The organism is Cytophagaceae bacterium (genome assembly GCA_016722655.1).
Classification (GTDB): Bacteria; Bacteroidota; Bacteroidia; order Cytophagales; family Spirosomataceae; genus Leadbetterella.
In genome coordinates, this window is sequence record JADKIR010000004.1 from 698,105 (window position 1) to 719,190 (window position 21,086).

At 37.7% G+C, this 21,086-nt stretch carries 21 protein-coding genes; all 21 read left to right on the forward strand.

The genetic code is table 11. From position 1 onward, the window contains the following. Positions 1 to 3 precede the first annotated feature (3 nt). The 21 genes from IPP61_03610 to IPP61_03710 all read left to right on the forward strand — a co-directional run bounded on the left by IPP61_03610 (position 4) and on the right by IPP61_03710 (position 21,086). The gene (locus tag IPP61_03610) at positions 4 to 729 is read left to right on the forward strand and encodes an ABC transporter ATP-binding protein (GenBank protein ID MBL0324260.1); all 726 of its coding nucleotides are present in this window, start codon (positions 4 to 6) and stop codon (positions 727 to 729) included. Further along, on the forward strand, positions 729 to 1,799 hold the full coding sequence (locus IPP61_03615) for a hypothetical protein (GenBank protein ID MBL0324261.1): 1,071 nt from the start codon (positions 729 to 731) through the stop codon (positions 1,797 to 1,799). The genes IPP61_03610 and IPP61_03615 overlap by 1 nt, the downstream gene beginning before the upstream one ends. Continuing rightward, positions 1,768 to 2,535: an ABC transporter permease subunit gene (locus IPP61_03620; GenBank protein MBL0324262.1), complete on the forward strand. Its 768-nt coding sequence runs from the start codon at positions 1,768 to 1,770 to the stop codon at positions 2,533 to 2,535. Before IPP61_03615 ends, IPP61_03620 begins: the two co-directional genes overlap by 32 nt. A gap of 24 nt (positions 2,536 to 2,559) precedes the next feature. Further along, positions 2,560 to 3,102, forward strand: coding sequence for a fasciclin domain-containing protein (locus tag IPP61_03625; protein MBL0324263.1), 543 nt, complete (start codon positions 2,560 to 2,562; stop codon positions 3,100 to 3,102). Positions 3,103 to 3,186: 84 nt separating this feature from the next. Continuing rightward, a complete protein-coding gene (locus IPP61_03630) occupies positions 3,187 to 3,579 on the forward strand; it encodes a hypothetical protein (protein ID MBL0324264.1) in 393 nt (130 codons plus the stop codon). 148 nt (positions 3,580 to 3,727) lie between these two features. After that, the gene (locus tag IPP61_03635) at positions 3,728 to 6,085 is read left to right on the forward strand and encodes a TonB-dependent receptor (protein ID MBL0324265.1); all 2,358 of its coding nucleotides are present in this window, start codon (positions 3,728 to 3,730) and stop codon (positions 6,083 to 6,085) included. Between the two features lie 50 nt (positions 6,086 to 6,135). Continuing rightward, a complete protein-coding gene (locus IPP61_03640) occupies positions 6,136 to 7,323 on the forward strand; it encodes an exo-alpha-sialidase (protein MBL0324266.1) in 1,188 nt (395 codons plus the stop codon). A 106-nt stretch (positions 7,324 to 7,429) separates the two neighbouring features. Continuing rightward, positions 7,430 to 7,822 (forward strand): hypothetical protein, encoded by a 393-nt coding sequence (locus IPP61_03645; GenBank protein ID MBL0324267.1) that lies wholly within the window; start codon positions 7,430 to 7,432, stop codon positions 7,820 to 7,822. 188 nt (positions 7,823 to 8,010) lie between these two features. Continuing rightward, on the forward strand, positions 8,011 to 8,802 hold the full coding sequence (locus tag IPP61_03650) for a hypothetical protein (GenBank protein MBL0324268.1): 792 nt from the start codon (positions 8,011 to 8,013) through the stop codon (positions 8,800 to 8,802). Between the two features lie 50 nt (positions 8,803 to 8,852). Then, on the forward strand, positions 8,853 to 9,899 hold the full coding sequence (locus IPP61_03655; protein ID MBL0324269.1) for a cytochrome-c peroxidase: 1,047 nt from the start codon (positions 8,853 to 8,855) through the stop codon (positions 9,897 to 9,899). 3 nt (positions 9,900 to 9,902) lie between these two features. Then, positions 9,903 to 10,457: a DinB family protein gene (locus IPP61_03660; protein MBL0324270.1), complete on the forward strand. Its 555-nt coding sequence runs from the start codon at positions 9,903 to 9,905 to the stop codon at positions 10,455 to 10,457. Positions 10,458 to 10,540: 83 nt separating this feature from the next. Next, positions 10,541 to 10,915, forward strand: a complete 375-nt coding sequence (locus IPP61_03665; GenBank protein MBL0324271.1) for a hypothetical protein — start codon at positions 10,541 to 10,543, stop codon at positions 10,913 to 10,915. Positions 10,916 to 10,978: 63 nt separating this feature from the next. Further along, entirely contained in the window at positions 10,979 to 11,248 is a 270-nt protein-coding gene (locus IPP61_03670) for a YHS domain-containing protein (GenBank protein ID MBL0324272.1), read from the forward strand. A gap of 4 nt (positions 11,249 to 11,252) precedes the next feature. Then, the gene (locus IPP61_03675; protein ID MBL0324273.1) at positions 11,253 to 12,350 is read left to right on the forward strand and encodes a PepSY domain-containing protein; all 1,098 of its coding nucleotides are present in this window, start codon (positions 11,253 to 11,255) and stop codon (positions 12,348 to 12,350) included. Next, positions 12,347 to 13,249 (forward strand): hypothetical protein, encoded by a 903-nt coding sequence (locus IPP61_03680; GenBank protein MBL0324274.1) that lies wholly within the window; start codon positions 12,347 to 12,349, stop codon positions 13,247 to 13,249. Before IPP61_03675 ends, IPP61_03680 begins: the two co-directional genes overlap by 4 nt. 213 nt (positions 13,250 to 13,462) lie before the next feature. Next, positions 13,463 to 14,395, forward strand: a complete 933-nt coding sequence (locus IPP61_03685; protein ID MBL0324275.1) for an alpha/beta hydrolase — start codon at positions 13,463 to 13,465, stop codon at positions 14,393 to 14,395. A 96-nt stretch (positions 14,396 to 14,491) separates the two neighbouring features. Then, positions 14,492 to 16,006: a carboxylesterase family protein gene (locus tag IPP61_03690; protein ID MBL0324276.1), complete on the forward strand. Its 1,515-nt coding sequence runs from the start codon at positions 14,492 to 14,494 to the stop codon at positions 16,004 to 16,006. Between the two features lie 150 nt (positions 16,007 to 16,156). Next, positions 16,157 to 18,139 (forward strand): beta-galactosidase, encoded by a 1,983-nt coding sequence (locus IPP61_03695; protein MBL0324277.1) that lies wholly within the window; start codon positions 16,157 to 16,159, stop codon positions 18,137 to 18,139. 28 nt (positions 18,140 to 18,167) lie between these two features. After that, positions 18,168 to 18,917 (forward strand): NIPSNAP family protein, encoded by a 750-nt coding sequence (locus tag IPP61_03700; protein MBL0324278.1) that lies wholly within the window; start codon positions 18,168 to 18,170, stop codon positions 18,915 to 18,917. Between the two features lie 73 nt (positions 18,918 to 18,990). Further along, positions 18,991 to 20,019 carry a hypothetical protein gene (locus tag IPP61_03705; protein MBL0324279.1) on the forward strand — a complete coding sequence of 343 codons (1,029 nt, stop codon included), beginning with the start codon at positions 18,991 to 18,993 and terminating at the stop codon, positions 20,017 to 20,019. Between the two features lie 50 nt (positions 20,020 to 20,069). Further along, positions 20,070 to 21,086 (forward strand): esterase family protein, encoded by a 1,017-nt coding sequence (locus tag IPP61_03710; protein MBL0324280.1) that lies wholly within the window; start codon positions 20,070 to 20,072, stop codon positions 21,084 to 21,086.

Below are 21,086 nucleotides of genomic sequence, written 5' to 3' on the forward strand. Positions count from 1 at the left end.
TTGATGATAGTTTTTGAAAATATAGGAAAGTCATTTGGCAAACTGGAGGTATTGAAAGATATCAATCTAAAGTTTGAACTCGGTCAGTGCATTGCCATTTTGGGACCAAATGGCTCAGGAAAAACCACGCTCATCAAGTCATTGCTGGGAATGGTAATTCCTGACAAAGGTGAAATCAGATTTCAAAATATTTCCATAAAAAATGCTTTTGATTATAGGAATCAGATCGGCTATATGCCTCAAATCGGTAACTATCCACCGAATTTGAAGATCAGTCAACTTATTGACATGATGGTGGATATTCGCAATTTGAAAGAATATGAACTTGACGAGGAAATAATAGAGGCCTTTAAGCTTCGTGAAATATACCAGAAACCACTTGGGACACTTTCAGGAGGAACCAAGCAAAAAGTAAGTGCTGCACTGGCATTTTTATTTAATCCAAAAGTGCTGATCCTCGATGAGCCCACAGCAGGTCTTGACCCGGTTTCGAGTGAAATTTTAAAAGCAAAAATTCAAAAAGAAAAAACAAAAGGCAAACTCATTTTGATTACTTCCCATATCATGTCAGACCTCGAAGAGCTGGCAACGCATGTGGTTTATTTGCAGGATGGTCAGTTGAAAATATTCAAAGAATTAGAAGTATTACAAAGCGAATTTGGCGAGAACCGACTAAGCAGGATCATTGCCCAGATCATGCAAATGAGCAAAAAAATGTTGTGTTTTTGATGAAGTCTCCATTTTTATATATTATTCCTTTTGCTTTAATCTCGCTCATATTGGGAGTGATGGGTGGCTGGATTCGTTTGGGTTGGGGCTTTACAATTCCATCACCTGTACCCGTAAGCCAGCATGGTGTTTTTATGGTCGGTGGTTTTCTGGGAACATTAGTAAGTCTTGAGCGGGTAGTAACACTACATAAAAAAGTTTTATTCCTTATTCCTTTATCATTTGGTATTAGCGTGCTTTTCTTTTTATTGGGTTTTCCTAAAATAAGCAATATTCTTTTGATGAGCGGCAGTCTGGCATATCTGGGGGTTTGTATTTATATTTTCAAAAAATATAAAAACGAAGGTGACCTCCTTTTGAGTTTTGGAGCCATTTTTCAGCTCGTGGGTCATTATACTTTGTTCCAGACCCAATCCTACCCAATGACCTTTGCGGCATGGATGTTATTTTTCTTGTTTACAATTATTGGTGAAAGGCTCGAGCTGACCCGATTTTTACCCAAAAAAAAATTCCAGAAAACCGAATTGTATTTCTGGCTTCTGGTATTAACGTTAGCTGCAGCTTTTTATCATAACGGATCTTCTGGGATTCTTAATATCAGTATGATTGGCCTGGCTCAATGGCTCATCAGAAATGATATTTCACTGATTAACTTAAAGAAAAAAGGATCATATAAATTTTTGGGCATTAGCCTTTTCTCAGCTTTTATTTGGCTGATAATTACTGGGCTACTGGGATTTCTTAAGGGTTTTTTACTTTACGATGCATTACTTCATGCTTTTTTTATTGGTTTTGTGTTGAACATGATACTTGCCCATGCTCCTATCATATTCCCAGCATTGTTAAAAATCAATCACAAGCCATTCCATCCCGTTTTCTATTTGTGGCTTACTGCACTAAATCTAAGCCTTTTTATGAGGATTCTAGGAGACATTTTTATAATTAATTCATTAAAAATGACCGGCGGATTACTCAACGGATTATCATTTTTAGGCTATTTACTCACTGTGGGTACACTCATTATTAAACATCAGATTTATGAAAAAAACTATAAAATACGTAGTATATGACATCATTCGCAACAGGTTTGTCATGGGCTACACCCTGTTGCTTTTGGTATTGAGTATCAGTTTCTTTTTGTTTGAATCAGATTCCAATAAAGGGATTTTGAGCCTCCTCAATATCAACATCATGGTTATTCCGTTGGTGAGTGTGATTTTTTCGACCATTCATTTTTATAATTCCTACGAATTTATCGAGCTCATGGCGGCTCAACCCATTAGCCGAAAAACTATTTTCTTCAGCCAGTTTTTAGGGCTAAGTATCTCTTTAAGTCTGGCGTTTCTGATTGGTATTGGTTTGCCTACATTGATATTTGATGGTTCAGCCAAAGGTCTTACCTTGATTGGAAGTGGTCTTTTAATAACGCTTGTTTTTGTTTCTGTGGCTTTTCTGGCTTCAGTCATTACCCGAGACAAAGCAAAGGGTATAGGCATTGCTCTCGGTTTATGGTTTTATCTGTGCATCTTGTATGACGGTCTGGTGCTCTCAGTTTTGGTCAATATGAGTGATTATCCCATGGAAACCGCTTCTTTGGTTCTCTCAGCACTTAACCCCGCAGATTTGGCCCGTATTTTAGTTTTGATGCAGCTTGATGTTTCAGCATTGATGGGTATCACCGGTGCTGTTTTTCACAATTTTTTCTCGGCCAATTGGGGTATCGTACTTTCATTTATTTTACTGATCCTCTGGGTCTTAGTTCCGCTAGTATTCAGTTATCGTATATTCAATAAAAAAGATTTATAATCAAATTTTAAATTTTCAAACCTTATGAAAACAATTATTATTTCTATCGGTCTGTTATCATCAATCTGTTTTTCATGTAAAAGTACCGGTTCTGAAAGTACTTCTACAGAGCAAACTGCCACAATGGGTGGGCAGGAAGCAGTTAAAGACGATGAGTCTGAAAAAGATGTAGTAAAGGTAGCCGTTGCATCGCCAGACCATACTACACTGGTAAAAGCTGTTGCTGCAGCCGACCTGGTTACTTCACTTTCCAATGCCGGCCCGTTTACAGTATTTGCTCCGGTAAATGCAGCATTTGAAAAACTCCCTGCCGGAACTGTTGATGATCTTTTGAAAACTGAAAACAAGGAAAAACTGGTAAATATCCTTCAACATCATGTGATGACCTCGGCTCTGGCGGCTGACTTTTTTCAGGATGGACAAACCATGGGTATGGTTGATGGCACCAATGTGACGTTTACTGTAAAAGATGGAGCCACTTATGTAGATGGCAACAAAATATTGGGCTCAGTAAAAGCTTCTAATGGTTGGGTACATGTAATAGATACTGTATTGCTGCCAAAATAACCAATAAAAAAGGAACACATTTTATTCCTAATAAAATGTGTTCCTAAAACAATTTCTCAAAACAAAATAGTACATTGTTAATTAATGGAAAAATCTAAAAAAATATTGAGCATTACCCTATTGATAGCTTTGGCAATAAAGCTATTGATGGCTCCTGTTATATTTTTAGATTATCAACTTCGCAAAGACTTCATTGTCAGGAATTATTGCATTAACAAAAACCGTCCGGAGATGCATTGCAATGGCAAATGTTATCTTGCCAGACAAATCAAAAAAGCTCAGGAAAATGATGAAAAACAAGCCACTGACAGCTTTTTATCAAAGCTTTTGTTGACAGAAAGTGAAGTAAAGACCTCTGCTTTCTCAGATTTTTTCTCTTTAAAATCTTTTATTTCAAAACAAAAACCACAATTCTACTACATAGAATCCATTTCTTCAAAATTTGTAATTTCCTTTTTAAAACCTCCAAGGATATAATTTTTTCAATAAGGATTTCTATCTGCTTCAAATAAAATGCTTGCAATTTCAAGTTATTTTATCTGAATACAAGATTCACTTTGTCAAGTTTTTACAAAAAACCTGACCCCGAATTTCTTTTCCAAAAAAAATTAATATTACAAAAAAAATGAAGAAATATATTTTTTTTATAGCAATGCTTGTCTTTAGCCAAAAAGCACTTTATGCTCAAATAAAGGGCAAAATTTATGATGCTATAAGCAAAGAGGCAGTAATTGGGGCAACCATAAAAAACTTATATGGTCCTGAAGGTACATTTACGGATCAAAATGGTGTGTTCGAGCTAAAGGCATCTAACATCTCAAAAATCAGTATTCAATCTATTGGATATTCACCGCAAGAACTAACAGTAATAAAAGAAAATGAAATTATTATTGGGCTCGAGCCGTCAATGGAAAACCTCCAACAAATGGTAGTAACAGGAAACAGAGAAGCAGCCCTTCGTACACAAACTCCCATTGCGATATCAAAACTAACTCCAAAACAAATAGATGAAGCCAAGGCTACTTCTATATACGAAGTAATAAACAAAACACCGGGAGTAATGATGGTAAACCTCAACAACGAGCAACATTCCATGTCAATCAGACAACCCATGACTACCAATGCCTACTATCTGTATATGGAAGATGGTGTGCCGATTCGTCCGATGGGGGTTTTTAATCATAATGCACTCCTGGAGATGAACCAGTTTACGGTAAGTTCTGTAGAGGTTGTAAAAGGGCCTGTGTCGTCTATTTACGGGCCAGAGGCAGTGGGTGGGGCTATTAATTTTATTTCACAAAGGCCTACCTCTGTGCCAACGGCACGTATAGGTGTTCAGTTTGACCAATGGGGATACAAGCGTGTACAATATGGAGCTGGTGGCATGATCGGAAAATTTGGTTTTTACCTTGGGGGACTTGTTGCTGACCAAAAAGATGCATGGATGAACAGTTCAGACTATTCTAAAAATGCCCAATATGCCCGCCTGGAATATCACTTTTCTCCTAAAGCCAGATTGGTTTCTACGATTTCTTATAGTAAATATGACTCTCAAACAAGTGGCAGTGTGGATAGTATCGCATTTTATAACCGGCAATATGTGAGCACCACAGGTTTTACCTATCGAAAGGCATATTCTTTGAGAACAAGGCTAACATTTGAAAAAGATTGGGCCAATGGCTCCCAGTCATTTATTACTGCATTTGGCCGGGACAACAAACACGGACAAAATCCCAGTTACCAGATAAGGTGGACATCTGGGTCATCGGTAGCGACTGGTCAAATAAACTCCAATGACTTTCAAAGCCTTGGCATCATAGCACAGCACACCCAAAAATTAAAATTTCTGAATTCAAAAGCTGTGGTAGGAACTACTATTGATTACTCTCCTAATGACTATTGGGCCTACCAGATTGATCTGGCAGCTCAGCTTAGAGCCGACAAAAAATCAGTTGAAAAATATACCATTACTAAAGAAAGACCAGAAATCAAACTTGCTGACTATAATGCCAACATACATAATACGGCGATTTATGCTCAATATGATTTTGAACCGATAAAAAATCTAAGAATTTCAGCCGGGCTTAGGTTTGACAACATGGCTTTTGACTATACTAATAATCTTGATATTGATAAAACCACAGGTAAAGCAATCGGAGGATCAAAAGCCTATAGCCAAACTACCCCAAAACTAGGATTGACTTATGATTTTGGCAAAAACAAAGGAATCTATGCCAATTATTCAAAAGGTTTTGCTCCAAGTGGTTTAACCGCAATATTCAGAAAAAGACCTAAAGCTGCCGAAAATGGAGATATGTTTTATTACAATCTGGTTCCGGCTACTTTTAAAAACACTGAAATCGGGGGTTGGATATCTTTACTAAATAATAAAATATATCTTGATGGATCTTTATATCAACTCATTGGCACCAATGAACTTTTGAGTATTCGCCAGCCAGACAATTCAACTGATTATCAGGCAGCAGGAAGAACAATGCATAAAGGAATCGAAATGGGACTTACCTTTAAACCTTCGAAACAAGTATTTTTCAGATATGGTGGTACGTATGCTATCCATAAATTTGATGAGTTTGTTTTGAGTCAAAAAACTTCTGATGCTTTGAAAAATGTAAATGGTAAATTGATGCCTTCAGCTCCAAAATGGCTTTGGAATACTGAATTAACCTATTACCCGTCCAGGGTCAAAAATCTTAGATCCTCAATAGAATGGCAGCATGTAGGAAGCTGGTATCAAAACCAAATAAACACCATTGAATACAAAGGCTATGATATCCTGAATTTTAGAATTGGCTATAAATGGAAAGGAATTGAACTGTATTCCAATATTATTAATCTTACAGATGCCCTCTATGCCACCAATGCCACAAGAGGCAATGCAGCGAACGACAGAACTACCTTTACTCCTGCAGCACCCAGAACCTTAGTATTTGGTATTCAATATAATATTTCTGGAAAAAAATAAATAACTGGCACCTTTAGTAAAATGTCTAAAGGTGCCCAACAATTCTAAATATGAAAAATTTCATTTTTTTTACCTTCGCTATATTGCTTTTTTCAAAAGTTCTGGCACAGGATTCAGTTATTTCCGATTCCAAAAATCAAGGCTTTAACCCATCTTTTACAGAAACCCATAATGGAGAAATCCTTTTGAGTTTTGTGGAAAAAGACTCTGAAAAAAAAGTGAGATTTTATTATTGCAAGTTTGATGGAAAAACTTTCGGCCCTAAAAATTACGTTCCTATCACTGATTCGGCAGCCACTCATGCAGAAGGGATGCCTCGAATGGCAGTAAAAAAAGATGGGAGTATGATTGTAACTTTTGAAATAAAAAAATATAATCCCACTTCAAGATTTGGATCCGATCTATGCTATGTTTACTCTCAAGATGGAATTCAATGGTCTAAACCGCAGTTTGTAATTAAAGACAGAAAACCGACCAAGAGCAGCTCGTTTAGCAGACCTGTAAGGTTGGCTGATGGCGAAATAGGAGTAATATGGTTAGATGAAAAACTTACCAGTAAAGGGAGAAGTGTAAAGTTTGCAAAAACAATTCCAGGTAAAGCCTTAGGCGAACCTGTGGTTATTGATGATCAGGCTTGTGAATGTTGCAGAATTGAGGCGATCACCGATTCCAAAGGAATTACACACATTTTCTACAGAGACATGTATCCTGATGGCTCAAGAGATATGAGTTATATCTTTACTAAGGATAGTGGCAAAACTTTTTCAAAATCAAGAAATGCCTATCCAGATAAATGGAAAATTGATGGATGCCCTCATGCTGGCCCTACCGCAACTGAGACTCCGGAAGGAATATGCATTAGTTGGTTTACCGGAAAGGAAAATGCAACAGGAATTAAAGTAGTAAACATAATGACCGGTGAAATATTAAAATCAATCGTTAAACCCACTGTTAAAGCACCACAATTAACAACCAATTCTAAAGGAGAGACTTTCTGGGTTTATACCTCTGTAAAAAATATAGATGATGAGTATTTTAGCACAATAGAACTCCAAAAGTTAAATTCGAAAAAAACTGAAATGACATTGAGTAAGGATTTCGAAATCTGCAATTACCCGGCAATTATAACAACTTCCGAGAACAAAATAATTGTGGTATATGAAAGAACTGCAAAAAACACTAACCAGGAGATAGTTTGTAGAGTTTTACAAGAACAAAACTCTTTAACTACTGATTAAAAAGCATTTAAATGTCTTTTAAATAATTGAAAAACAAAAAACCTGAACAAATTAATATTAAAAAATATCATCAAAAATTTCATCTACAGATTATATTTGCAGGATAATGGAAAGTTCTAAAAAAATATTAAGCATTACTTTATTGATAGCTTTGGCAATAAAGCTGTTGATGGCTCCTGCTATTTTTTTAGATTATCAACTTCGTAAAGACTTCATTGTCAAGAATTATTGTGTAAACAAAAACCGTCCGGAGATGCATTGCGACGGTAAATGTTATCTTGCCAAACAACTCAAAAAAGCTCAGGAAAAAGAAGAAAAGGAAGCCACTAACAATTTCCTGACTAAGTTTTTTGGTGTTGAGGGTTTTACCAAAACCGAAAATTTCAGAAACTTTTTTGGACAGCAGGCTTACTTTGCTCAATCAATCAAGAATTATTTTTATTTAGATAAAGCTATCTCCACAGACCACACTTCTATTTTCCATCCTCCAAAATTTTGATTTCGAAGACTTTTTAACAAAAACTTTTTAACAAATCTCAGGTTTCGCTTTGCGGTACCTGAAAATAGAAATGACCAAACATTTGGGCAATTCAGCTTATGGTTTGGGCTAATTGCTCATTTTGGTCATTTCTATTGAAATTTTTTTATAATATATTCTTAATCAAAAAATAAGTAGCATTCTTAAAAATGAAAAAAATTGGAATTTTATTTCTGGCAATATTGTCTGTTTCTATCTATTCATGTGAAAAAGCCGACGAAATCGGCCTCAATGACAAAAATTCACTTTCTTTGAATTTTGACAATATGGTTGGTACTGAAGATTTGGTAATGGGAACAAAAACCTACACCAATACCTCGGGAGAAAAATTCACTGTTACTACTCTGAACTATTTTGTAAGCAATATTGAATTAAAAAAAGCCGATGGCACAGTTCTGAAATTTGCTGATCAGTATTTTTTGGTTAAAGAATCAGACAAAGCAAGTCAGACAGTTAAACTGAACGATGTTCCTGCAGCAGATTACGTTTCATTGACCTATACTGTGGGTGTTGACAGTGCCAAAAGCGTAGCTGATGTTTCGAAAAGAACGGGAGTATTAGACCCGGCTTCGTATGGTACCGATAATATGTATTGGTCATGGAATTCGGGGTACATTTTCTTCAAAATGGAAGGAAATTCTGACAATATTACAGCAGCTAACAAAAAATACCAGTTCCACATTGGTGGATTTGGCGGAATGTCGGCCCCAACAGCCAATAATTTGAAGAAAATCACCGTTGATTTAAGTACTGACAAAGCTACTGTTAGAAAAAATATTGCCCCTGAGGTGCATATTTCGGTGGATGTACAGAAAGTATTTGGTGCAAATATTAAACTGGCCACAAGTGCAGTAATCATGAACCCTACACTTGGGGTTCCGGTTTCAGCCAATTACAAAAATAGCTTTGCTTTGGAACACGTTCATAACGACGCAATGTAAAAAAACTTCAGCTGCCGGCTATTCAATTTCCGGCAGCTGTTTTTCAAAAAATGAAAATTTCGATAAAAATCGTTTCGCTATTTTTGGTGTCAGGTCTTTTTTCTTGCGAAAAAAAGGACTCGCTGGATATTGACCCCAATGAACCCCTGTTTACTATACCTGAGGGTTTTCCTGAACCGAAATACAAAATGGAGTCAAATCCAATTACCGCTGATGGTTTTCTATTAGGGAAAAAATTATTTTTTGATGGACGTCTTTCCCGTGATGGTACAATAAGTTGTGCCGAATGCCATAGTCAACCTTATGCATTTACGCACCACAGCCATGCCGTAAGTCATGGTATCGACGACCGTGTTGGTATCAGAAATGCCCCGGGTCTAATGAATCTGGCCTGGCAGGATAAGTTTTTTTGGGATGGAGGGGTATTTGACCTGGATCTTTTTTCTATCGCCCCCATTCAAAATCCCAATGAAATGGACGAAACGGTTACCAACGTTATCGAAAAGCTCAAAAAAGACAAGGAATATCCTGCCTTATTTAAAAAGGCATTTGGTACTGAAGAAGTTACTACTCAGCGATTTCTGAAAGCACTGTCGCAATATATGCTGACATTGGTTACAGCAAACTCGAAATATGATCAATACAAGGCCGGTAAAACTACTTTTTCCAATGATGAAAAAGAAGGTTTGAGACTTTTTACCGAGAAAGGATGTGCCGGATGCCATCCCGCCCCTCTCTTTACCGATCATTCGTTCAGATCTACAGGCCTCGACACAGGATATTTCAGAGATACCCTCGATACCGGCAGAGGCAGGATTACTGAACAAAAAGAAGACGACTTCAAATTCAAAGTACCAACACTCAGGAATATTGCCTACACTTTTCCTTACATGCATGATGGTCGGTTTCAGACTTTGGAAGAAGCACTGGAACATTACAACAGCGGGGTAGTAAACCTACCCAATCTGGACCCGGCATTTAAGAAAAATACCAAATTGGGTATTCAGATGACTCCAACAGAAAAAAAACAATTGGTAGTATTTCTGAATACACTTACTGATGAAGATTTCTTAAAAAATAAACGATTCTCTTACTAAAAAATGAAAATCTCAAGAAAACAGGCATTAAAGACCGCCCTGGCAGGTTTGGTGAGTATTCCGGCGGTGGCCCGTAACCATCATTCAAATAAATCACAAGATTTTATAAATGAATTTTCGGAAGCCTGGAAAAGTTCAAGAGATTACACTTTGAAGGTATTTAACCAAATGCCCGAAGAAAAATTTGAATATAAATATACTCCTGAATCATTTTCATTCAGAACGCAGTTTGTGCATTGCATCACTTTTAACGCTGCTCAATTGTGCGGAAGGCTTAACCTGAAAAACCCAAACGAAACAAAAAAGAAAGAATATTGGTCAAAACTCACCAAGGTAGAGCTCGAGGCTGAGTTAAATAATTTTTATGATTGGGTTGAAAAAACTCTGAAAGATCTGCCTGAAAAAACTTTGGAAAAAGAGGAAGCTTATGCAGGTGGAAATATCCCGGTTTGGAGATTATTTTATGCTTTGGAAAATCATATTATTCATCATCGGGGGCAAGCTATTTGTTATCTAAGACTCAATGGCATTACCCCCATTGGATATATTGGTTGGTAAAAATCAGCTTTTTTTTAATGTAGAAATAAAATATTCTTTTAATTTCAAACAATTTTTAAATTTTAAACCAAATAAATACTTCAATGAAAAAAGTACTTTTTGTCCTTGTTATCAGTTTATTATCCCTTAACTCTTTTGCTCAGGATGCCAAATGGGCCCAATTAGATGATTATCACGCAATTATGTCAAAAACTTTTCACCCAGCCGAAGAAGGTAATCTTAAGCCGGTTCTTGAAAATGCCGCCTCTTTAGCCAAAGCAGCTACTGTTTTGAAAATGTCTGAAGTTCCTGCCGGTTTTCAAAAACCAGGTGTGAAAGAAGTTTTGAAAAAGTTGGAAAAAGAATCAAAAGGCCTTGCCAAAATGGTTACTAAAGGCAAATCAGAAGAAGAATTGAAAAAAGCTATTTATGCTTTGCATGACCGGTTCCATGAAGTAATGGAAGTTTGTCATCATTAATATTTTTGCTTTCGGCATTTTGCCCTCGGCATTCAGAAAAGAAAAAATTTTAAAATTAAAAAGATGAAAAAAATAATTTTAACCGCTATGATTTTTGCCTCTGTGGCAAGCTTAGCAACCTGGGCCCAACAGGAACCCACCAAAAAATCAAAAAAGAAAGCTAAAGCTGAAACAGCTGTTTTAAAAGAAGATGGTATCGACCCGGTATGTAAAATGAAAGTTAAAAAAGGAAGTACCATTACACATACTCATGAAGGTGTTCAATATGGTTTTTGCAATCCAATGTGTAAGGATAATTTTGTAAAAAGCCCTGAGAAGTTTTTGAAAAAATAGCATCTTGTTTAGTAAACCTGCTTTGCGTTTGACCTATAAAGTCCATAAGTGGCTTGGACTTTTCTCAGGCTTTTTTCTGCTGATTTATGGGCTCAGTGGGTCAATCCTCGTTTATAAGGATTCACTGGAAGACTATTTCTATCAAAAAGAAATTAAGCCTGAAGGTCAAAAGCAAAGTTTGGATACTATTTATAAAAAAATAACGCAATTATACCCTAATCTTGATGGGCTGGCATGGGTCAATCCCTCCGGTGAAACTACAAAGCCCTATAGATTCAGATTGTACATCAACGACGCCAGACTGATTTCTTATGATTTAGGTGCTTTAGACATTAACCAATATACAGGTGAAATCATCAGACATGGCCGCGGCGATGATCTGGAGGTCGGCTGGATCGAGTGGATATTTCAGTTGCATTTTTCGCTGCATCTGGGTATGCCGGGAGCGGCACTTACTGCCATTTTTGGGCTAACTATGCTCATTTCGATACTTACTGGCCTGATAGTTTACCGAAAAAACATCTTGAAAGTGTTGACTTTCAGAAACAAAATCAGAAACCAAAACTGGCGGATACTATCTTCAGACCTGCATCGGGTGGTGGGTGTGTGGTCATTGATTTTTAACATCATAATCTTTTTTACCGGCTTCTGGATGAATCTTTTTGCTTTTGAAAAAGAAACCTGGGAAAAAGAAACTATCCCTACTCCCAAAAACACACCGGCAGGCATATCATTTGACAAACTTTATGCCCAAGCCCGGCAAATCAGGCCCGAAATGCAGGCAGAGTATGTGTATTTTCCTACACAGCCGAAAAGAAAATTCAGCATCAGAGGAAAGCTGGGGGCACAAAACGAGCTGTTTGCCGGTGGAAATTCCATAGTTTTTGATGCTCAAACCGGAAAATTATTAAAAATCGGCACCTTCGAAAATCTGAGTTTCCCGGATAAACTGGAAGCTCTGATGTTCCCACTTCATGTGGGCAATTTCGGCGGGCATTTTCTCAAAATCCTTTTTATCATCATAGGTCTTACCCCCGGTTTGTTGTCTGTAACCGGCTTCCTGCTTTGGTGGAGAAGAAAATCAAAACCTTCATTTTTATGAAAAAATTATTTACGATACTCCTCGTTTCGATAAATCTTTCGGCCACTGCATGTGATGTGTGTGGATGCGGAAACGGCTCCTCATTTTTTGGCATCTTGCCTCAATCACATTTTAAATTTGGAGGAATAAGATTTCAGAATAAACTATATGAATCACACTTTACAAGTAAGCTGCTCCGCACTGAAGAAAGCTTCCATTCTATTGAGCCATGGCTAAGGTTTTATCCAGTAAAAAAGACTCAATTGGTTTTGATGGGTTCTTACCAATACAATGCCCAAACCATGGTAGCATCGGGAGATAAAAAGACGCTGGAAGGATTTGGAGATGTGGCGGCTTTGGCTCACTATAATGTAATCAATACCTTTATGGACAGCACTGCTCACACTTTTGACCACATTTGGCTCCTGGGTGGAGGCATAAAACTCCCCACCGGAAAATATGACTATGCTATGAACTCCGATGAAGTAGCCAATCCCAACTTTCAGCTCGGTACAGGCTCGGTGGACTACACCCTTAGCAGTATTTATACCATTAGAAAAGGCTCTTACGGCCTCAACACCGACCTGAGCTACAAAATCAACGGCACCAACAAAAATCATTATAAGTTTGCCAACAAAAGCCGGGCAATTGTCAACGCCTTCGGGCAGTATTATCTGGGAGACTTCACGCTTTTACCCAATGTAGGTGCTCTGGCAGAATACGCCACTTTTGACAAGCAAAACGGCATCAACAACCTGTTTTCGGGTGGGTACATGGTCAATGCCATGATAGGCTCAGAGATTTATTACAAAAAAATCACGGCGGGTTTCTCGATGCAGTTGCCCCTTGCCGGCAACCTTTCCGACGGCCAGCTACGCATGAATCATAGTTTTATGGGGCATCTGACGTTGTTGTTTTAACAATTCTTTTCAAGCCATAATTAGTGATTTGGGGCAAGCTAACACGTTAATTTGTAATTGATTAGCTGTTTCTATTTTTATGACCTATCTGCTGATATCATTCTAGTAAGCATGGCTCCCTTTTCAAAAGCATTCAATCTAAACAAAAATCAAAATTTGATTTGAATACTCAGTTGGACACATTTTTTGTAACTTAGACTCAAATTTTATTTTATGAAAAAACTTTTGTGGCTGGTATTGCTTGCATTCAATTGTTTCGCTCAGGCTCCTTCAAATTATTCCTCCTCAGCCATCGAAGCATCCAAATCCTGGATCGATGTCGATTATGTGGGAGATGGAATCATAGGACATAAGTTGGACATTTTTCTACCCAAAAAAGGGAAAGGACCTTTTCCTGTTGTTGTAATGGTATATGGCAGTGCTTTTTTCTCAAATTCTTCAAAAGCAAGCTGTTTTTCAGGCAATAATGGACAGTCACTCCTAAAAAAAGGCTTTGCTGTGGTAACGATTAACCACCGGTCAAGCCGTGATGCCATTTGGCCGGCACAGATTCATGATGTAAAAGCCGCCATAAGGTTTATTAGAGCCAATGCCAGCCAGTTTTCTTTAGATAACTCATTTATCGGTATCACAGGATTTTCCTCAGGCGGTCACCTTTCTACCATGGCCGGGGTAACTTCTCATTCTAAAAACGAGAAAATCAATGGCTTAGAGATTGATCTGGAAGGCAATCTGGGTAAATACAAAGAAACTTCAAGTCACGTTGATGCCGTTGTTGATTTTTTTGGACCTACAGATTTTCTGTTGATGGATTCTTGCGGGAGTAGCATGAAACACGATGACCCTAATTCTCCGGAATCTACACTCGTAGGAGGGCCGATTCAGGAAAATAAAGACAAAGTTGCATTGGCCAATCCGCTCTCTTACGTTTCGGCTGGTGATCCTCCTTTTTTAATATTTCATGGAAACAAAGACCCGCTGGTGCCGCATTGTCAAAGTGAAATACTTTATAAAAAATTGCAGGAAAATGACATAGAAAGCGAATTGGTGATTGTTGATGGTGGTGGGCATGGTCCCGGTGTTATGATTGATAAATATTTAGACAAAATGGTTGATTTTTTTAAATCAAAAATAAAAACTAAATAGTATTAACTTATTGTACAGCAATTAGAAAATAAAAAATATTAGCCAAAAAAATTGAAGCTTCATAAGTATTACTCAGATATCAAACCTTAAATTATCATGAAAAAACTAATCTTTCTTACTTTAATTTCCATTTCCACATTTGCCCAGACCATTATCAAAACAACTAACGGAAAGGTTGAAGGATACTCAAAGGAAAATCTGAGAATTTTTAAAGGAATACCATTTGCTGCACCTCCAATAGGTGAGCTGCGTTGGAAAGCACCCCAACCCGTGAAAAACTGGACAGGAGTGAAAAAGTGTACCGGGTTTTCATCGAGCCCGATTCAGAATAAACCGGCACCATTTTATTGCTGGTCAGAGGAGTTTATCGCCAAACCGGAGCCTTTGAGCGAGGATTGTTTGTATCTCAATGTATGGACAACCGCTAAAAAATCCGGAGAGAAACAACCGGTAATGCTTTGGATTTATGGTGGAGGTCTAAATAGCGGTTCAGCCAATTGCGATATATATGATGGAGAAGAATTGGCCAAAAAAGGGGTGGTTTTTGTCAGTATCAATTATCGGGTGGGTGTATTGGGTTTCATGGTTCATCCCGATTTAAGTAAAGAATCAGGGTATAATTCGTCCGGAAATTATGGGTTTCTTGATCAGATTGCTGCTTTGAAATGGGTTCAGAAAAATATTGCGGCTTTTGGTGGCGACCCAAATAATGTCACCATATTAGGTCAATCTGCCGGAGCATTTAGTGTAAATGCCCTGATCGCTTCGCCATTGGCCAAAGGATTGTTCCAAAAAGCGATTCCGCAAAGCGGAGGACTGTTGGCCAGAATGACGGGGCAAACCTTAAATATTGCCGAAAAACAAGGTTTGAAATTTATGGAATATGCCAAATGCAATTCTATTTCTGATTTAAGAAAAATTTCTGCGGAGGAGTTGCAACAACTTAGTAACAGCAATGCCTCGGGTCGATTTGGAGTAACTTTGGATGGATATGTGCTCCCAAGCAATATTTTGGAACATTTTCAAAATAAAAAGCATAATCAGGTACCCATAATGACTGGTTGGGTAACGGGTGACGGCAGTTTTTTGGGAGAAAACAAAATGACCGCCGAAGAATATATAAAGGAGGCTCAAACAAAATATGAAGACAAAGCAGAGGAATTCCTGAGCATTTTTCCGGCATCGACCAACGATGAAGTAAAGGCCATGAAACAAAAGCAAACACTTATGGGCTTTGCCGGACTACCTTCCCATTTACTTGCGATTTTAACCGACAAACCTGCTTATCTTTATCAGTTTAGTCATGTACCGCCTGATAAACCCGACTTTCCCAATTACGGGGCATTTCATACTTCAGAAGTGCCTTATGCTTTACATACCTTACACACCTGGCAGCGTCCATGGCAGCAGCTTGATAAAGAAATTGAAAATACGATGTCGAGCTATTGGGTGAATTTTGCCAAAACAGGAAATCCCAATGGCCCCGGCTTGCCGGAATGGAAAGTTTATGATAAAAATGTGGGAAATATTATGAGTTTAGGGGATAAAATAGAAACCCGGGCCGGGATGTTTAAGAAAGAATTTGATTTTTTGGAAGCCAATCAAAAATAAAGAACTGCCAATTACCTTTTTGAAAAATTTAGAATTTAAACTAAAATGAAAAAATTACTTTTTACTTTTTCCTTGTCGCTTATTGCCATTCTTGGATTTGCTCAAAAGCAGGATAAACTATTGTTCGGCGTTGCCTATTACGACGAATACATGCCTTATGACCGCCTCGATAAGGATATTGAGATGATGAAAGATGCGGGCATCAATGTGGTCAGAATAGCCGAGTCAACCTGGAGTACGGTGGAACCGCAAGACAATGTCTGGGATTTTAAAAGTATTGACCGCGTGCTGAATGCCATGCACAAAGCCGGCATAAAAGTGATTGTGGGCACACCTACTTATGCTTTCCCAACATGGCTGGCCAAAAAATACCCTGAAATTCTCGCCACCACTGCAAGAGGCAAAAATCTCTATGGTACAAGACAAAATATGGACATCACCAATGAACATTTCAGATTCCATGCCGAGAGGGTGATCAGGAAAATCATGGAGCATGTAAAGGATCATCCGGCCATCATTGGGTATCAGGTTGACAACGAAACTAAGCATTATGGCACGGCAGGTGAAAATGTACAAAAGGCATTTGTAGCTTATATGAAAGAAAAATATAAGACTTTAGATGCTGTAAACAAGGCTTTTGGTTTAGATTATTGGAGTAACAGAATCAACAATTGGGACGATTTCCCGACAGTAAATGGTACTTACAGTGCTTCAATAAATGCAAGTTTGAATTCCGAATTTTCAAAATTTCAACGTCAGATTGTCACTGATTATCTGGCATGGCAAACCAAAATCGTAAAAGAATATGCCAGGTCCGGACAGTTTGTAACCCAAAATTTTGACCTTGACTGGCATAGATATTCTAATTCTTACGGAATCCAAACCGATGTAGATCATTTTGCCGCTGCAAAAGCTCTGGATATAGCTGGGATTGACATTTATCATCCTACTCAGGATAATCTCACAGGAATAGAAATATCATTAGGTGGCGATTTGGCCCGCTCAATGAAAAACAAAAATTATTTAGTAATCGAAACCGAAGCACAGGGTTTTCCTCAGTGGGTGCCCTATCCCGGTCAGTTAAGGTTGCAAGCATTTAGTCACCTGGCTTCTGGAGCCAACATTCTCGAATATTGGCACTGGCATTCGATTCACAATTCGGCAGAAACCTATTGGAAAGGGCTTTTAAGCCATGATTTTGAACCCAATCCCACCTATATCGAGGCTAAAACCATCGGAAAAGATTTTGCCCGAATGAGTGACAAACTTATCAATCTCAAAAAAACCAACGAAGTAGCCATACTTTTCAGTAACGAGGCACAGACCGCATTCAATGCTTTCAGTTTTAGATGGGGGGCAAATGAAACCTACAATGATATTCTCAGACCGTATTATGATGCATTGTACAAAATGAATGTGGGGACTGATTTTATTGATGGCACTAAGAACCCCGATTTAAGTAAATACAAACTCATCATTGTTCCGGTTCTTTATGCCGCTTCTGATGATATTCTGAAAAAACTCAATCAATACGTAAAAGATGGCGGTCATGTGCTTTACACTTTCAAAAGTGGTTTTTCTGATGAAAATGTGAAAGTAAGAAGCACCCTGCAGCCGGGACACATCAATGAAGCCTGCGGGATTTCATACAGTCAATTTACTGTTCCTGAGCATGTTGTTTTGAAAAATGATCCATTTGGAGTAGGAAAAGACAATCAGGTAAATACCTGGATGGAACTCATAACACCTACCACAGCCAAAGTACTGGCATACTACGATCACCCGGCTTGGAGCAATTATGCGGCCATCACCCGAAATCAGTTTGGAAAAGGTTCGGCCACTTATGTAGGCTGTATTACCCCACAGATTTTGACCGAAAAAATTGTTAAAAATACAATAGAAAATGCAGGTCTTTGGAAAACTGAGCAGCAATTTGCTTTTCCGGTTATTTTGAAAACCGGGGTTAATCAATCGGGTAAAAGGATTCGATATGTTTTTAATTATTCGGCAGTGCCTCAGAAAATTAACTATGTTTTTGGAAGTGGTACCGAGCTACTTTCAAATCAACCTGTATCAAAAGATTCTGAATTGAATATCGAACCCTGGGGAGTGAGGATTGTGGAGGAAAATTAAATTTTTAAAAATTATTAAACTATTAATTATGAAACGGTTATTGATTGGTTGTGTTCTGATTTTAAGTTCATTGAGTGTTTTTTCGCAAACTTCAAAACAAGTCTATGAGCTTCGTACTTATGAACTTCGTTTCGGAGGATCCCGAGCTGTTTTAGAGAATTATTTCAAAAATGCACTTTTTCCTACTTTAAATAAATACGGTATAAAAAATATCGGAGCCTTTGAGGAAATATCAAAGGAAGATCCTGCAAAACTCTATTTATTAATTCCTTATGAGTCAATGGAAAGTTTTGCCGGTATGATTCAAAAAATTGATAATGATTCTGATTTTAAGGCATTGAGTAAGGAGTATGATCAAACTCCGGCAGAAAAAACCCCTTATGCAAGATATACATCGTCATTGATGCTGGCATTTGATGGATTCCCTAAAATTCAGAAACTTACCTCTACCCAGAAACTACTGGAAGTGAGAATTTATGAGAGTCATAACGAAGGTACGGCGGCCAACAAAAGGAGTATGTTTAATGATGAAGAATTGAAAATATTTCAGGCGACCAACCTGCATACTATATTTTTTGGTCAAAATATTATTGGTGAATATTTGCCTTGCCTGACCTATATGCTTGCATTTGACAATATGCAAGAAAGAGACGCCAACTGGAAATTATTTGGCAATCATCCCGATTGGAAACGAATCTCAAACGATCCAAAGTATTCAGGAAATATGAATAAAATTCGGAGAATATTCCTTAACCCATTGCCGTATTCTCAATTATAGATGATATTTCAAAATGATGAAAATAAGAAAGCTTTTTATCATATTTATGCTATCATTTCCATTTCAATAGGTGATGGCAGGCACTCCTAATTTTTCATTTTTCAATGAGCAGGATGGGAAAGCATTAAAAAAGCTGTTTGCTGACCCAACGCTCATTCCAACTCTCCAAAGGATTAAATCCGAAGTGCGGATGGGTATTCTGGATTTTAGTCCTGAAAGAGTTGAAGTAGTAAAGCAACTCAATGCAGCCGGAATTCCGTTAGTGGCCTGGTTGCTTTTACCCAAAGAAAAAGGATATTGGTTTCACGGACGCAACGCCAAAAATGCATTTGCCCGATACGCGGAAATTAAAAACTGGGCTGATAAATCAGGATTGAAATTTAGCGGCATCGGGATCGATTTGGAATTGGATTTCAATGACATAGACCTGGCAAAAAATCACAAAATCGAGCTTTTGGGAAAAATAATTAAAAGAATGTATGATAACGAAGGTTTTGCTAAATCCAAAAAAGACTACGAATCATTGGTAAATCTCATCAGAAAAGATGGTTATAAAGTGGAAAGTTATTATGTGCCCATGATTAAGCTGGAAACAAAAGAGGGTAGATCGTCTATTCAGCAGGTAAGTGGCTTTTTAGACCTTACCACTGACAAAGACATTCCAATGCTTTACACCTCATTTATGGGAAATGCCTATGGAATGATTGAACGGATGGCCGTAGAAGAAAAGCTAAGATTTGTGGCATTGGGAAGTACAGGGGGTGGTATTGACCCCACCTTGAAAAGTATGACCTGGGATGATTTAGCATTCGATTTACGTCATGTAGCCGGTACTGCTCAAGAGATTCACATTTTCAGTCTGGAAGGTGCGGTTGAAAAGGGTTTCTTGCCCAAATTAATTGATTTTGACTTTTCTGTTCCGATAAAGAAATATCCTGAGCAATTGAAAGAGGTTGATTCTCTTAAATCTGCAGTGGCCATGATTTCAAAACTAATGAGTTATCCCACCTTGTTGATTATTGGCACCTTTTTAATAGTTTCCGGATTTATTTATTTGATATACAGAATATTAAAATTTTTGTTGTCATTTTCAAAATCTTGACGCTGGTTTTTGCCCTGGTAATTTTTAATATTTTTCAAAATAAGATTCGAATGAAAAAACTACTCATATTAATCACCCTCCACTTATCACTCATCTCATTCGCCCAAACCGGCAAGGTGGTAAGTTTTACAATTAATTCAAAAGCCTTGCAGAATAAAGGTGGTGAAGATCCGAATCGAAAAGTTTCCGTTTATCTGCCTCCTAATTATGATGCTTCCACACAGCGTTACCCGGTTATATATTATTTGCATGGTTTTATGGGGAAAGACAACATTTTTCCTCAGATGCAAAAAGTTTTAGATGAAGGTATATCCCGACAAAAAATTAAACCTTTCATCTTCGTTCAGGCTGACCAATATACACTATTTGAAGGAAGCTTTTATTCAAATTCTTCTCTGACAGGTAATTGGGATGAGTTTGAAAGCAAAGAATTAGTAGAATACTTGGATAAAAACTACAGGACTATTCCCACCAGAGATAGCAGAGGTATTGCCGGGCATTCGATGGGAGGATATGGGGCTTTCAAAATCGGAATGCTTCATCCTGAGGTTTTTAGCAGCATTTATGCCTTGAGTCCCGGATTATTGGCGATGGTGAAAGAGTTTGGGCCCAATAGCTCTTCATTCAAAGAAGTTCAAAATGTTAAAACTATCGAAGATTTAAAGAAAACTTATTATCCAAAAGTGTTGGTAGCAGTTGGACGTGCATGGTCACCAAACCCAAATAAACCGCCATTTTTCTGTGATTTTCCTTTTAGTTATGAAGGTGACAAAATGATTGTAAATCAGGCAATTTTGGAAAAATGGGAAGCCAATATGCCAGTTTATATAGTCGATAAATATGCTGATAACCTGCGTAAAATGTCGGCAATTAAACTGGATTGGGGACGAAATGATTCACCTCGATTTCCGTTACAAATTGGTATGCTAAGTCAGCGTCTGGAAAATCTCGGCATCAATCATTTTGCGGAAGAATATATTGGAGATCATGGCAACAAGATTTGGACATTGGACGGCAGGGTTTTAAATGACATGTTGCCTTTTTTTAATGATTATTTGAAATTTTAA